The following is a 14,710-nucleotide window of genomic DNA, read 5'->3' on the forward strand; positions in this document are numbered from 1 at the left end:
AATGCAGCATGGTGCCGGTCTGCTCGGTGTGCTGGGCCACCTTGCCCTGCGGGTCCCACCCGTTGGTCATGTGGATCATCCGGGCCTGCTCGAGCTTGACCGGGTCCACCCCGCGGGTGACGGTCAGGTAGTCGCGCATGACGATGCCGTGCCGGTTCTCCTCGGCCGTCCAGCGGCCGACCCAGTGGCCCCAGGCGTCGTCCATGGAGAAGTTGGCGGCGATCTCCCGGTGGTAGGTGGGGAGGTTGTCCTCCGTGAGGAGGTTGGTGATCATCGCGGCCTTGGCCACCTCATCCAGCCGGCTCTCCTCGGGGTCGTAATCCTGACCACCGAGCGCGGCGAAGTTCTTGCCGTCGGACCACGGGATGTAGTCGTGCGGGCTCCAGTCCTTCGTCATCGAGAGATGGCGATTGACGTTGTCCTCGGCGACACCCGACAGCTCCTTGAGGAGCTCAAGCTGGGTCAGCGGACGCGGAGCGACCAGACCTCCGAAATGGGGTGTCGTTCGTGCATGGTGCGGCGCCATGAGATGGCTCCAATCAGTTGCGTGTCATCGGCGCCGGGGCGGCGGGATGCGCATTGAGGAGTTCACCCTTGCCGGGCCGCGGACGCAGCCCCGTCGGCAGCCGATGATTCCGACTGTACAGGTCTCGACCTGCCTCCGGCCCGCAGCGAACGAGCGCACTCCCTCCGGAGCGTCCACCGGGTCCGTTTCCGCGGCTCCGCCGAACCTCACCCTGTGCTATCCTGGAACTGGTTGACTTTCTTGGTGATTCGCTCGCGAGGACTTCACGCGGCAGACGATCATCGAAATCCAGTCCTACGGCTTCGTAGACCTCCCGCAAACCCAGAGACGAAACACCCGTCTCTGCCTACACACCGCACAGGAGATCTACATGGCTCAAGGCACCGTCAAATGGTTCAACAGCGACAAGGGATTCGGATTCATCACCCCCGACGACGGCGGCAAGGACCTCTTCGTCCACTTCTCCGCCATCGTCAGCAACGGCGGCTTCCGTGACCTCGCCGAGAACAGCCGCGTGTCCTATGAATCACAGGCAGGCGACCGCGGACCGCAGGCTGTCGCCGTCCAGCAGCTGCCGTGACCACCCACGCCGATCCGCGCGGCGGAGATGGCACGACATGGTGGGGCAGGATCCGCCGATCCATCGACGAATTCTTCCAACGCGGCGAGCAGGGGACACCGCTCTACCCCTAGAAGCTGAACGACCTACGGGGAACCGGCCCCTCGGATTGCCGAGGGGCCGGCTTCCGTATCGATGGGCCACGAATCACCCGCGCCACGCCCTTGCTGGCTCCGAATGAAGGGGGCACGCGGATCACAGAGTGCTGCGAATCTGCGGAGTCTGTTCGGACGATCGATGAGTTTGATGACAAGCAGGGCCAGTCGCCTGTTGGTGGGTGGCGTTGTTCCAGGGCGGGTGGTAGTCAATCTGCTTGAACGGCAGTGGAGGTGAGTGTTCCCGGGGTTGCTCGGAAGCGGCGCGAGCCGAGTATGTGGCTGGGGCGATTCATGAGGAGCTGGGCTGAGAAGGCGGCCATGCTCGTCAGCGCTCGCACTTCGAGGGCTGCGTTCGGCCGGTCGTGCAGGGTGTGGCGGCCGATCTCCGCCGCCGCCGCGGGTACCGCTCGCACGAATGCTTGTGGCGGCACGGCCCGCAGGGGCGTGACCGACTTGTTCATGATCCCTGCGAGTTTGAGCGCTGCAGCGGCGTCGGCTTCTCCTTCGCCGAAGATCAGGTCTCCGATGGACGAGGGAAGGTAGGGCTCGCCCAGAAGGCAGTTCGCCCAGTACATCTGCCAGGCATCGGCGTCGCGCCACCGCCACCACTGCCGCGTGCGCTCGTCCACGTCGCCGGTGCGGAGGCCTAGGTCGATGGCGTCGGCGAGTGTCTCGGCCTGGCGCATCGCGTCCGACATTCCCTGGCCGAGCGAGTAGTCCTTGAAGTTCCCGGCGTCGCCCACCAGCACCCACCCGGGCCCTGCGGAGACGCGGAAGTAGCTGTGCCACTTCTGGAGCACGCGCAGGGGCCCGACCCGGTCCGCATCACGCACGGCGTCGGCCATCTGCGGGAAGAGTTCGAGTTCTCTCGCGAAGCCGGTGTAGCGGTCCTGCAGGTATTCGGCGGCGAGATCCATGGGGACGGTGACCGCCGCCAGGTAGCGCCCTTCCTCGAGCGGCAGGCCCAGAAATCCGGTGCTGCCGCGCGTCGGGCGGCCGATGCCGCCGAAGAAGAAGCCCGCAGTGGGATCGACGCCTTCGAGGACAGCCCAGGTGGGTAGTCTTCCCGCCCGGCGGGTGCAGTACTCCGCCGCTCCGACGTGTTTCGCCACCATCGAGTTCCGCCCGTCGGCCCCCACCACGACGCTCGCGCACACGTCACCGGTGCTGGTACGTACGCCGACGACCCGGCCGTCGCTGACGATCAACTCGGACGCCGCGCACCCGGTGCGCACGTCGGCACCGGCCTCCGCTGCGGACCGCACGAGGGCGTCGTCGAGCGCGAAGCGGCTGATCCCCATCGTTCGGCCGTACTCCTGCGGGTCCACGTCGATGGTGAACGACGAGTGGGTACTCGAGGTGGTCACGCGGGTCATGACCGGAGGTCCCGCCTGCAGCAGCCGTTCGAGCATTCCCATCCGGCCCAGCGCGTCGACGCCGTTCGACTGCAGCGCGCACGTCGACGGGGTCTCGCTCGGGAACCGCGCCTTATCAATCAGACAGACCGCGTACCCGCGGTCGGCGAGGACCTTCGCCAGCGGGGCGCCGGCACACCGGGCGCCCACGATCGCGACGTCAAAGGTGTTCATGTGTGCTCCGTTATCGTCGCATTGAGTCTATGATAGAATTGCTGCCACAACCTATCATGCGATAGTTTCGATGGCCATGATCCCGTCGAACTGTTGACCATCATGTGCACCTCGCCGTTGCGGAGCGTGAAAGCGTAACCGCCGCAATTGCCCTCGCGGCAGACGTACGGCTGCTCGATGGACGCCGAGTGCCCGTTTCAGCGGTCGAGACTGGTGCCGGCACGATCGTCAGTGCGCCGCGGACGGCGGCCCCGAGCCTGCGCCGGAGTTCGTCCGTCGGCGCGCGGTGTCCTCGGAGTAGTAGTGCCGCTGGGAGTTCGACCACGCAGTCCGTATCGCGTCGACGGCGTAGCTGTCGCGGCGATGCCATAGAGCCGTCGCGAGGTCGATGAGGAGTTCGATGAGCTGCTGGTCGAATTCTTGAGCTCGGATGAGAGGCCGTCGCTGATATCGCCTGATCCGAGGAGGTCTCTCCTGCGCACCGGCAGAGGAACTTCCCGGAATCGGGGTCTGCGAGAACCGCGCCCGTCCGAAGCGGCGGCACGTGAGAGGTTCGCCGAGTTCACCGAGCAAGGGGCCAACGCTATCCGGCAATCATCCGACTCTGGGATAGCGGCTGGGCAGAGTTCGTTCCCTTCCTCGGATACGACGTCGAGATCTGGCGGGTGATATGCACGAATGCGATTGAGCCCATCAATGCTCGATATCGGCGAGCGATCCGGGCCAGTGGATACTTCCCGAACGATGCCGCCGCGATGAAATGCCTGTAGCTGGTGACCCGCAGTCTTGACCCGGCCGGCGGCGGACGGCACGCTGATGATGCGGTGGAAACCCGCCCTCAACGCGTTCGCGATCAACTTCGCGGACCGACTGGACTAAACCCGGTCGACCGATAATCCGCCGGGCTCACACACCGTCAATCAGACAGCCCCAGCGCGCCTGGAGCCCGAACGGTAGGGCAGGACAAGATGTCACCAATTCATGCAGCAGTCCCGACTAGTGGCGTTTGATGTGTGGCGGAGTCATGGTTGCCATCCAGGTCGTTTGGTGGTTCGCGAGTCTCATCGATATGTGGCGCTACGCGGTTGAGTGGGAGGGGCGATCAGAATCGGGGTGCACACTGCTGTGTACCAGTGCCGCATGCTGGATGGCGGTTGGCACATCGATCTCACTGTTCGCCGCGTTCTTCGGTGCGCGCCAGGCGATGACCTGGTCGGGGCGGATGAGAAGGCCGTCGCAGCGCGGTCCGCTGTAGACGTTCTCCCACCGCTGCCGGTGGCGGGTGTCGATGCTGGCGGTATCGACGGTTCGGACCCTGACACCGGGAACCGGGTGGCGCTCGAGAGCGAGTGCGGTGCGGCTGGTGGCAGAGGCCACGAACGTGAATGCGGTGGGCTCGAGCAGGTCCAACGTACTGATGGCAGGGGCGGCGAGGGCGATATGGGCGGCGCGCGTGCCGGGTTGTCCACTCGGGGCGGCCGGGTCCTCGACGGTTGCGGTCTTGTCCGGTGTCGTGGTGCCTGGGGGCGGGTAGTGGAACCCGAGGGCCAGGGTTGTGGCGTCGATCTGCTCGTCGGGGGCAGGTTGGCCGGGAGTCTTACGCGAACGCAGCAGCGCCTGGGCGACGGTGAGGGCCACCAGTGGGGCGCGTTCGCCGTGGTAGGTGTCCAGCAGAGCGTCCGGGGCATCGCCACGGCAGACGGCCGCGAGTTTCCAGGCGAGGTTGTGCGCGTCCTGGACGCCGGTGTTACCACCGAAGCCGCCGTACGGCGGCATCTGGTGGGCCGCGTCACCGGCAAGAAAGACTCGCCCGTGGCGGAAGTGTTCGGCAGTAAATGCGCCGGTGGTCCAGGTCAGAACACTCTCGATCTCGGGGCTGAGGTCAGGCACGCCGGTGGCGGCACGGATGACCGGCACCAGACGCGCGGCCAGGCCGTCGGGATCATCCAATGGCCAGTCCGCTCGGAGGTGGGTGCCCAGTTGCCAGCTGCGGTCGGCCTTGTTGCCACGAGCGAAGAGGAAGGCTCCGGCATCGCGCGCCATCAGGGCGTCGGCCCACCGGCCGCGCAGCGCGGGCTCGAGGTCGGCGTGGAACAGGGCGCTGACCGCCGTTCCGGGCACGGCTTCGCCGGCGAGCCCGATACCGAGAGCGGTCCGGATGGGGCTGTGGGCACCGTCTGCCGCGACGAGGAACCGGGCGCTGATCGCCTGTTCGCAGTCGGGGTGTCGCAGCCGGGCGGTGATGCCGTCGGTGTGGTGTTGGATCTCGGTGGCCTCGGTATCGAACAGCACCTTGGCGCCCAGGGCGGTGGCCCGCTTGCACAGGATCGGTTCGATCCGCTGCTGGTCGCAGGCGTACCCAGCGACCGGGCTCAGCCCCTCACCAGATACCGCCACTTCCGGCGCCGAGATCCAGGACTCGTGCGCTGAGGAGAGGTTGTCGGCCACCACGAAACCGGCACTCGGCTCGCCGGCGGCCCGAATCTCGTCGTCGATGCCCAGAGCCCGGTACAACTCCATGGACCGGACGTTGACCAGTCGCGCCTTCGGATGCCGCGAGGTTTCCCGGCGACGTTCGACCACAGTCACCTCGACGCCCTGCTGAGCGAGAAACGCGGCCGCAGCCAGGCCCACCAAGCCGCCCCCGACCACCAGCACGCCACCATCCTGCTCACTCATGTCGCTCACTGTCGCTCCACCTTCTGCCGCCATGGGTTCGCCGTGAGCGCTGCGCCCTGGCCGTCCGCGGCATCGGTGGCCAGGGCGTCGACAAGACGCCCCAGTTGGTTTGCGAAAACATCGATCTCCTGCTGGTCCCAGTCCGCGAGCAGACGGGAGAAGTCCGCCGACAGCTGCCGCCGGAAATCCGCGCGGGCCTGCAGCCCAGCCTCCGTGAGCTCAAGCGAGTACGAACGACCGTCCGTCGCATTACCGACGCGACACACGAGGCCGGCCGCCATCAGGTCGGCCACCGCGCGCGTGATCGACTGCGGCGGCACCTGCAGCTCCTTCGCCGCGTCCGAAGGTGACACCGGCTTCTGCGCAGCGAGATTGAGCAACCCCAGCGGCACCGGTCCCAGCGGTGACTCGGCCGCCGCCCGCCGCTGCAGCTGCGCGACCCGATGCAGCTCTCGAATGATCACCCAAACCGAATCAGTTCCTTCCATGAAGGAACTATATCTGGTCGGTGCGTCATCTCGTGTGTACGTGTGCGCGAAGCGTGTCCAGCTGGCATGGTTAGTTAGTCATGTAAGTAACCAGTGTGGTGGAGGTGGCGATGATCGTTGAAGGACGTGCGATCTTCCAGCAGATAGCTGAGTACGTCGAGGATTCGATCATCGACGGCTCCCTCGTCGACGAGGGGCAAGCACCTTCCACGAACGACCTGGCGGCGTTCTACCGGATCAATCCGGCCACCGCTGCTAAGGGGATCACGCTTCTCGTGGACAAGAAGGTGCTGTACAAGCGTCGAGGCATTCCCGGCGCCGTTCTCCCCCACGAGAGCCACCCGCTCGCCCGCGAACACGTCGAGGCTCACGTCGTCGAGCGCGACGACGCCCGGGAACCGCTTGGTGACGCCGCGCATGCGGATCAACGGTGCGCGCTCGCCCGGCGGTGTCGGCCCGGAGCCGGTGCCGGCACTCATCGCAGTGCCGCCCGCCGAACGCGAGGTTCGTGTTCAATCAGGATGGACATGCAACTCCTCTGTGTGCTGCATCACATTAGACATCGGATGTTTGCATGTCAATAACCGGGGGTGGATAGCGTAACGCAAGCACATGAACGCATGGCGTCGGTCAGACATCAGATGTTCTGGCGCCCAGCGTTCGCGAAGACGCGCCCCGCGAACCCCGCCGCACCCCTGCGCGCGCCCGGCCCCTTCTGCTGCGTCCGAATCCGCGAACACACCCCGCGCACGGATGCAACGATGACCCTTGCGTAACTCCCTCACTCGACTCCCACCAGGAGGCCACGTGTCCGCTCCGACCGCATCACCGGTCACGGAGACCGACGGTGACATCACGTACGTCCGCACGGATCCCGCGCAGCCGCCGGTCGCGATCATCGACCGCAGCCCGATCACCACGAAGCACAAGCTGATCTTCGGCGCGATCGCGCTCCTCGGCGCCGTCGGCTGGGCCATGATCGCCCTCGCCCGCGGCGAATCCATCAACGCCGTGTGGTTCGTCATCGCCGCCGTGTGCACCTACGTCGTCGGCTACCGGTTCTACGCCCGGCTCATCGAACTCAAGGTGGTGCGGCCGCGCGACGACCACGCCACCCCGGCCGAGGTGTTGGAGAACGGCACCGACTACCTGCCCACCGACCGACGCGTGCTGTTCGGGCACCACTTCGCCGCCATCGCGGGCGCGGGTCCGCTGGTCGGCCCCGTGCTCGCCGCGCAGATGGGCTACCTGCCCGGCACCATCTGGATCATCGTCGGCGCCCTCGTCGCCGGCTGCGTCCAGGACTACCTCGTGCTGTGGGTCGCCACCCGGCGCCGCGGACGGTCACTGGGGCAGATGATCCGGGACGAACTCGGCCCGGTGGGCGGCGCCGCGGCGATCATCGGCATCGCGGCCATCATGACGATCCTCATCGCCGTGCTCGCCCTCGTCGTGGTGCAGGCCCTGGGACACAGCCCGTGGGGCGTGTTCTCCATCGCCGCCACGATCCCCATCGCCCTGTTCATGGGCGTCTACCTCCGCTTCCTCCGCCCCGGCCGGGTGTCCGAGGTGTCGCTCATCGGCTGCGTGCTGTTGCTCGCCGCGGTGATCGGCGGCCGCTACGTGGGCGAAAGCAGCTGGGGCCAGGAGCTGTTCACGTTGACGCCGGTACAGCTGAGCTGGGCGATCATCATCTACGGCTTCGCCGCCTCCGTGCTGCCCGTGTGGCTGCTGCTCGCGCCCCGCGACTACCTCTCGACCTTCATGAAGGTCGGCACCATCGTGTTGCTCGCGATCGGCATCCTCATCGCGCGGCCGATGATGGAGGCACCCGCGGTCTCCGACTTCGCCACCCGCGGCGACGGTCCCGTGTTCGCCGGCTCGCTGTTCCCGTTCCTGTTCATCACCATCGCCTGCGGCGCACTCTCCGGCTTCCACGCCCTGGTCAGCTCCGGCACCACGCCGAAGATGCTGGAGAAAGAGGGCCAGATGCGGCTCATCGGCTACGGGGGCATGCTCACCGAGTCGTTCGTCGCGATCATGGCGCTCATCACCGCGTCGATCATCAACCAGCACTTCTACTTCGCCATGAACGCGCCCGTCGCCAAGACGGGCGGTACCGCGGAGACGGCGGCCGCGTACGTGAACTCGCTCGGACTGAGCGGGGACCCGATCAGCGGCGCCGAGATCAGCCAGGCCGCCAAGGACGTGGGCGAGGAGTCCATCGTCTCCCGCACCGGCGGCGCGCCGACGCTCGCGTTCGGCATGTCCGACGTGCTGCACCAGGTGTTCGGCGGCACGGCGATGAAATCCTTCTGGTACCACTTCGCGATCATGTTCGAGGCGCTGTTCATCCTCACCACCGTGGACGCCGGGACCCGCGTCGCCCGGTTCCTGGTCTCCGACGCGCTGAGCAACCTGGGCGGCCCGTTCAAGCGGCTCAAGGATCCCAGCTGGCGGATCGGCGCCTGGGCGGCCTCCCTGCTCGTCGTCGCGGGCTGGGGCAGCATCCTGCTGATGGGCGTGACCGACCCGCTGGGCGGCATCAACACCCTCTTCCCGCTGTTCGGCATCGCCAACCAGCTGCTCGCCGCGATGGCGCTCACGGTCGTCGTCGTCGTGGTGGTCAAGAAGGGCTACTACAAGTGGGTCTGGATCCCCGCGATACCGCTCGTCTGGGACCTCATCGTCACCATGACCGCCTCCTGGCAGAAGATCTTCAGCGGCGACCCCAACGTGGGCTACTGGAAGCAGCACAGCAATTACAAGGCCGCCGCGGAGGCGGGGCTCGAGAAGTTCGGCTCCGCCAAGACCCCCGAGGCCATCGACGCCGTGGTGCGCAACACCTTCATCCAGGGCACCCTGTCCATCGTGTTCGCGCTCATGGTGCTCGTCGTGTTCGTCATGGGCCTGTGGACCGTCTACCGCACCGTGCAGGGCAAGGGCCGCCCGCTCACCGAGGAGGCGCCCGTGCCCAGCCACCTGTTCGGCCCCAGCGGGCTGATCATGACCCCCACCGAACGGAAGGTGCAGGACGAATGGGACGCCCTGGACATCCCGCGCTCCGGGCACTGAGATCCGTCCGCTGGTACGTGGCGTCCGTGATGGGCGACAACCACTACGAGCGGTACGTGGCGCACCGTCGGAAGAACCATCCGGGCGAACCGGTGATGACCGAGCGCGAGTACTGGCGGGCCCGGTACGACGGGGCGACGGTGACCGCACGCTGCTGCTGACGGCCGGGACGACGGTGTCCGAAACCCGCTAGCGCGGGCACCGTCGGCCTGCCAGAGTCGAAGGCGTGACGATCACCTCGCCCCACCTCGACTTCGACCGGTGCTACCGGGCCATCACCGGCCGGGACGCCCGGTTCGACGGGCAGTTCTACACGGCGGTGGCCACCACCGGGATCTACTGCCGCCCGTCGTGCCCGGCCGTCACCCCGAAGGCGGAGAACGTCTCCTTCCACCTCACCGCGGCCGCCGCGCAGGCCGCCGGGTATCGCGCGTGCCGGCGGTGCCTCCCCGACGCCGTGCCCGGATCGCCGCGCTGGAACCTGGGATCCGATCTTGCCGCCCGCGCCATGCGCCTCATCGCCGACGGTGCCGTGGACCGGTCCGGGGTGGCGGGGCTCGCCCGCCGGCTCGGCTACAGCGAGCGGCAACTCGTCCGCGTGCTCACGGCCGAGCTCGGCGCCGGGCCGCTGGCGCTGGCCCGCGCCCACCGCGCCGACACCGCCCGCATCCTCATCCAGCAGTCCTCGATGCCGTTCTCGGACATCGCCTTCGCCGCAGGCTTCCGCTCCATCCGGCAGTTCAACGACACCGTCCGCGAGGTGTTCGCCCGCACGCCGTCGGAACTGCGGGCGACAGGGCGGGGCGCGCCGACGAGCACCGGTGAGCTCACGCTCCGGCTCCCCCTGCGCGGGCCGTTCGCCACCGACTGGGTCAGGTGGTTCCTCCGCGCGCACGCCGTGAGCGGGCTCGAGCACGCCGACGGAGATCGCTACACCCGCGTGCTGAACCTGCCGGGCGGGCACGGGATCGCCACCGTCGACCTGGGTTCCGCCCGCGACGGATACGTGCGCGCCACCCTCTCGCTCGCCGCCATGAGCGACCTGTCGGTCGCGGTGGCCCGGCTGCGCCACCTCCTGGACCTGGACGCCGACCCCCTCGCCGTCGACGGGGCGCTCGCCGCGGACCCCCGCCTCGCTCCCCTCATCGCCGTCACCCCGGGCATACGCCTGTTCGGCTGCGTCGACCCCTCGGAACTGCTGCTGCGCACCATGATCGGACAGCAGATCTCGATCGCCGCCGCCGCGACCCACCAGGCCCGCCTGGTGCAGGCGCTCGGGCAGGAGATCGACGATCCCGCCGGCCGTGTGCACCGCGCCTTCCCCACCGCCGCCGCGATCGCCGACCGGGGCGGCGAGGTGCTCACCGGTCCCATCGCCCGCGTCACCGCGGTCCGGAACGCGGCCGCCGCCCTCGCCTCGGGGGAACTCGACCTGCATGCGGGCCTCACCCGCGCGGACGCGCGGGCGATCCTGCTGCGGCTCAAGGGCGTCGGCCCGTGGACCGCGGACTACGTGGCGATGCGCCTCCTCGCCGACCCCGATACGCTGCTGGCCTCCGACCTGGTGGTGGCCAAGGGTGCGAAGCTGCTGCGCCTCGACGTGACCGAGAACCGCTGGAGCCCCTGGGGCAGCTACGTCTCACTGCACCTGTGGAACCACACCCTCGGCATCCCCGACTCCGCCTCCGGAAGGACCACCGCATGACCGCCTCCACCGCCACCGTCCGCACGCCGATCGGGCCCTTCACCGCCGTCGTCGACGCCGACGGTGCCGTGCTCGCCTCCGGATGGACGGACTACAGCGCCGAGCTCCTGTCCCTCGTGCACCCGTCGCTGCGGCCCGCCTCGGCGGCGGAGCTCCGCGACCTGGGCACCGTCACGGACGCCGTGCGGGCCTTCCACGACGGAGACCTCGCCGCGATCGACCCCGTACCGGTGCGCCAGCGCTCGGGAGAGTTCCTCGAGCACGCGTGGGAGGTACTGCGCACCGTCGAACCGGGGAGCCCCGTGACCTACACGGCGTACGCGGACCTGTCGGGCCGCCCGGACGCGGTGCGCGCCGCCGCGATGGCGTGCGCCCGGAACGCCGCCGCGCTGTTCGTCCCGTGCCACCGTGTCCTGCGGCTCGACGGCTCGCTGGGCGGTTTCCGCTGGGGACTCGCCGCCAAGGAATGGCTGCTTCGCCACGAGGCACATACGATCGCAGCGTGACCGATTCGAGCGAGAAGAGTTCGGGGGCCCGGCCCACCCGCAGCGAGGTGTACGGCGAAGCCGGCCGCTGGCTGGCGGCGTGGAGCATCCGCGTCGTCGCCGTCGCGGCGATGCTGTTCGTGTTCGCGTGGCTGATCGCCGAATTCTGGACCGTCCTGCTGCCCATCCTCATGGCGCTGCTGCTGTGCACCGTGCTGTGGCCGCCGGTGCGCTGGCTGCGCGACCGCGGGTTCCCGCCCGCCCTGGCGACGATCTCCGTCCTCGTGTTCGCCCTGGCGGTCCTGGGCGGCATCATCGGGGCCATCGCACCGTCGGTCGGCAACCAGTCCCAACAGATCGCCGACAGCGCGGTCGCGGGCGTGCGGCAGATCCAGGTGTGGGTCCAGGGGCCGCCGCTGAACCTCCAGGACGAGCAGATCAGCAGGTTCGTCAACTCGATCACCCAGAAGCTGCAGTCCAGCGCCGAATCCATCGCGACGGGCGTGTTCACCGGCGTGAGCGCCGCAGGATCCGCCGTCGTCGCAGTGGTGATGGTGGGCATGCTGACGTTCTTCTTCCTCAAGGACGGCGACAAGTTCCTGCCGTGGATGCGCCGCCATTCGGGTACTCCCGTGGCCGACCACCTGGTGGAGCTGCTGAGCCGGATCTGGGCCACCCTGGGCGGCTTCATCCGGACGCAGGCCCTGGTGAGCCTCATCGACGCCGTGTTCATCGGCATCGGCCTGGTGATCCTCGACGTCCCGCTCGCGGCCGCCCTCGCCGTGATCACCTTCCTCGGCGGGTTCATCCCCATCGTCGGTGCGTTCGTCGCGGGCGCGCTGGCGGTGGTCGTCGCGCTGGTCACGAACGGCTTCACCACCGCCCTGCTGGTCCTGCTGATCGTGATCGCGGTGCAGCAGCTCGAGGGCAACGTGCTCTCGCCGATGCTGCAGTCGAAGTCGATGAACCTGCACCCCGTCGTCGTGCTGCTCGCCGTGGCGTTCGGCGGCACCCAGTTCGGCATCATCGGCGCCTTCCTCGCAGTCCCCGTCGCCGCGGCGCTGGCCGTCCTGTTCCGCTACCTGGGCGAGCTGGTGGACGAGAAGACCGGGGAGACGCCGCCGCCCGAGCCCGTGAAGCCGCCCAAGGCGAGCCTCAAGGACCGTCTGTTCGGCAGGAACCCCGCGCCCGCGCCGGGCTCGAAGGCCGGCGCGGGCGGCGGCGACACCCCGCCCGACGGCGATTCCGGCTCCGCCGCGCAGGGCTGACCGGAAACTTGTCAGTCCCGGCGGCCATGCTGCCGGTATGGACGTCACCCACCTGCTCGTCGCGCTCTTCGCGCTGCTGGTCGGCGCGGCGTGCGGCGCGATCCTGGTCCGGGTCTTCACGGACCGGCCCACCGGAGCCGCGGGCCCACCCGCACCGGACGCCATCGCCGGTCCGGTGAACGCGATGCTCTCGCCTCTGCGGCAGACGCTCGACGCGCTGGGGCACGAGTTCGCCGTCGCCGAGCGCAGCCGGGTGGCCGCGTTCGCGGGCCTCCGGGAGCAGATCGGCACCGTCGCCCGCACCAGCGAGGCCCTGCGCGCCGAGACCGCGACCCTGCGTTCGGCCATGAAGTCGTCGACGGTCCGCGGCCGCTGGGGCGAGCTGCAACTGGAACGCGTGGTGGAGCTGGCCGGCCTGAGCCGGCACTGCGACTTCTCCACCCAGGTCGGCGCCGAGGTGGGCGATGCGAAGGTCCGGCCGGACATGGTGGTCCACCTCGCGGGCGGGCGGAACCTCGCGGTGGACGCCAAGGTGCCGCTCGACGCCTACCTGCAGTTGCTGGAGGCGCCGCCCTCGGAGCACGCCGCACTGCTCTCCGATCACTCCCGCCGGTTCCGCTCCCACGTCGTGCAGCTGTCCGGCAAGCGGTACTGGGACGCCGTGGGCTCCCCGGAGATGGTCGTCATGTTCGTCCCGGCGGAGGCGTTCCTCGACGCGGCGCTCCAAGCGGACCCCGATCTACTCGAATTCGCGCTCGATCGGAATGTGGTCCTCGCCACACCGACGACCCTTGTGGCGATGCTCCGAGCGGTCGCTCTGGCATGGCGCCAGCACGCCCTCGGGGAGGACGCCGCCCGCATTCACGCCCTCGGTCGTGAACTGAGCGAACGTTTCGACGTCCTGAACAGCCACTTCACGTCGCTGGGTTCGTCCCTGGGTAGGACGGTGGAAGCGTTCAACGCGACCGTCGGCTCGTACAACGCGCGGGTCGGCGTGACGGCCCGGCGGCTGTCGGAGTTCGGCTCGATGCCGGACGGGACGCGCGCCGATCCGCAACTGATCGACGTCGCGCCGCGCGCAGTCCCCACCGCTGCACATTCTCGGTTCTCGCAGCGTTAACCGGTACGGTTCTTCTGTGTCGAAGTTCCCCCCGTCCCGCTCCCAGGTGCCGGTCGACGAGCGCTCCGTGCTCGCGACGGTTCCCGGACTGCCGTGGTGGGGCGCCGTCCTGACGCTCCTGGCGTTCACCGGGGTCGGCGCCCTCGCCGCGGACTCGTTCGCCGGAAACAACGCGGGCATGATCGCGATGTGCGTCGGCGCGATCGTCGCCGTCCTCGCCGTCCGTAACCGTGCGCTGTTCACCGCCATGGTGCAGCCGCCGCTCGTGATCGCGCTCGCGATCCCGATCTACCGGTGGTTCTCGCTTCCCAGCCCGCGCAGCACCAGCCAGATCCTCACGGACGTGCTGTTCCCGTTCATCTCGCTGTTCCCGTGGATGTTCTGGATCACCGTGATCGTGGTCGCGATCGGCGCGGCGCGGCTGGTGCTGTACCGCAAGAACACCGCGACCGCCCGGAACGCGCAGAAGAGTGCCGCCACATCGAAGGCGACCAAGCCCGCCGCGGCGAAGTCGGCCGCGAAGAAGCCCGCCGAATCCGCCGGCCTGCCCGTGGGGGAACGCCTCCGCGCCGCGTTCGAGCGGATGCGGCCCACGCCGGCCGCCGCCGGGGGTGCCGCCGCGGGCGGTGCCACCGCCGCCGGAGCCGCCGCGCTCGTCGATTCCGGGCGCCGTTCCGAGCGCCACCAGAGTGGCGCGACCCGCCGCGGTGGCCGGTCGAGCCGCGACCGCGAACGCACCCGCGACGAACGCCGAGACGCCAAGGACGCCACGAAGGCCGCGGGTGTGTCGGAGAGCCGCCCGCGCGGCCGCAGCTCCGCCGCACGACGCGAGGACCGGGACGAGGGAGCCCCGGTGACCGCCCAGAACCGCGTCGTGCGCCCCGACCCGCTGCCGCCCCGCCGGCCGCACCCGCCGCGCCGCCCGGCCCCGGAGCGTGGCGGCGAGGTCCCGCCCGGCGACGTGCCGCGCGGTGGTGGTGGTGGCCGTCCGCGCCCCACCGAGCGTCCGCGCCCGATGCAGCGCGACCCCCGGGGCCGCGAAGCGATGGATCCGCGGG

Annotated in this window: 13 protein-coding genes and 1 pseudogene; 9 read left to right on the forward strand and 5 right to left on the reverse strand. The window is 69.1% G+C overall.

Features of this window, described 5'->3' with window-relative positions; translation table 11 throughout:
* On the reverse strand, positions 1-526 hold a 526-nt coding region (locus BN39_RS01060), incomplete at its 3' end, for an acyl-ACP desaturase (protein ID WP_159103213.1).
* 370 nt (positions 527-896) lie between these two features.
* Here BN39_RS01060 and BN39_RS01065 point away from each other — a divergent pair.
* Positions 897-1,106, forward strand: coding sequence for a cold-shock protein (locus BN39_RS01065; RefSeq protein ID WP_019200497.1), 210 nt, complete (start codon positions 897-899; stop codon positions 1,104-1,106).
* 343 nt (positions 1,107-1,449) lie between these two features.
* Here the strand turns inward: BN39_RS01065 and BN39_RS01070 are convergent, their stop codons facing one another.
* Positions 1,450-2,832 carry an NAD(P)/FAD-dependent oxidoreductase gene (locus tag BN39_RS01070; protein WP_019200498.1) on the reverse strand — a complete coding sequence of 461 codons (1,383 nt, stop codon included), beginning with the start codon at positions 2,830-2,832 and terminating at the stop codon, positions 1,450-1,452.
* Positions 2,833-3,413: 581 nt separating this feature from the next.
* On the opposite strand from BN39_RS01070, the pseudogene BN39_RS22580 reads away from it, so the two are divergent.
* Positions 3,414-3,711 (forward strand): annotated as a pseudogene (locus BN39_RS22580) (transposase); the annotation flags it as partial.
* 198 nt (positions 3,712-3,909) lie between these two features.
* Here BN39_RS22580 and BN39_RS01075 read toward each other — a convergent pair.
* The 3 genes from BN39_RS01075 to BN39_RS24030 form a co-directional block, all read right to left on the reverse strand.
* Positions 3,910-5,511 (reverse strand): FAD-dependent oxidoreductase, encoded by a 1,602-nt coding sequence (locus BN39_RS01075; protein ID WP_159103214.1) that lies wholly within the window; start codon positions 5,509-5,511, stop codon positions 3,910-3,912.
* Between the two features lie 5 nt (positions 5,512-5,516).
* Complete coding sequence (locus BN39_RS21960; RefSeq protein ID WP_081585873.1) at positions 5,517-5,999, reverse strand: MarR family winged helix-turn-helix transcriptional regulator; 483 nt, start codon at positions 5,997-5,999, stop codon at positions 5,517-5,519.
* A gap of 74 nt (positions 6,000-6,073) precedes the next feature.
* Positions 6,074-6,478, reverse strand: a complete 405-nt coding sequence (locus BN39_RS24030; RefSeq protein ID WP_019200502.1) for an ATP-binding cassette domain-containing protein — start codon at positions 6,476-6,478, stop codon at positions 6,074-6,076.
* 328 nt (positions 6,479-6,806) lie between these two features.
* Between BN39_RS24030 and BN39_RS01090 the strand changes: the two genes are divergently transcribed.
* The 7 genes from BN39_RS01090 to BN39_RS23350 all read left to right on the forward strand — a co-directional run.
* Positions 6,807-9,074 (forward strand): carbon starvation CstA family protein, encoded by a 2,268-nt coding sequence (locus tag BN39_RS01090; protein WP_019200503.1) that lies wholly within the window; start codon positions 6,807-6,809, stop codon positions 9,072-9,074.
* A 29-nt stretch (positions 9,075-9,103) separates the two neighbouring features.
* Positions 9,104-9,235: a CstA-like transporter-associated (seleno)protein gene (locus tag BN39_RS22585; RefSeq protein WP_371190621.1), complete on the forward strand. Its 132-nt coding sequence runs from the start codon at positions 9,104-9,106 to the stop codon at positions 9,233-9,235.
* 65 nt (positions 9,236-9,300) lie between these two features.
* Complete coding sequence (locus tag BN39_RS01095; RefSeq protein WP_019200505.1) at positions 9,301-10,779, forward strand: AlkA N-terminal domain-containing protein; 1,479 nt, start codon at positions 9,301-9,303, stop codon at positions 10,777-10,779.
* Positions 10,776-11,285 carry a methylated-DNA--[protein]-cysteine S-methyltransferase gene (locus tag BN39_RS01100; RefSeq protein ID WP_019200506.1) on the forward strand — a complete coding sequence of 170 codons (510 nt, stop codon included), beginning with the start codon at positions 10,776-10,778 and terminating at the stop codon, positions 11,283-11,285. The genes BN39_RS01095 and BN39_RS01100 overlap by 4 nt, the downstream gene beginning before the upstream one ends.
* Positions 11,282-12,532: an AI-2E family transporter gene (locus BN39_RS01105; RefSeq protein WP_019200507.1), complete on the forward strand. Its 1,251-nt coding sequence runs from the start codon at positions 11,282-11,284 to the stop codon at positions 12,530-12,532. The genes BN39_RS01100 and BN39_RS01105 overlap by 4 nt, the downstream gene beginning before the upstream one ends.
* A 37-nt stretch (positions 12,533-12,569) precedes the next feature.
* Positions 12,570-13,652, forward strand: a complete 1,083-nt coding sequence (locus tag BN39_RS01110) for a DNA recombination protein RmuC (RefSeq protein WP_019200508.1) — start codon at positions 12,570-12,572, stop codon at positions 13,650-13,652.
* Between the two features lie 16 nt (positions 13,653-13,668).
* Positions 13,669-14,710: DUF6542 domain-containing protein (locus BN39_RS23350; RefSeq protein ID WP_159103215.1), on the forward strand; the 1,042-nt coding region annotated here is incomplete at its 3' end.

Source organism: Tsukamurella sp. 1534, from assembly GCF_000312385.1.
Classification (GTDB): Bacteria; Actinomycetota; Actinomycetes; order Mycobacteriales; family Mycobacteriaceae; genus Tsukamurella.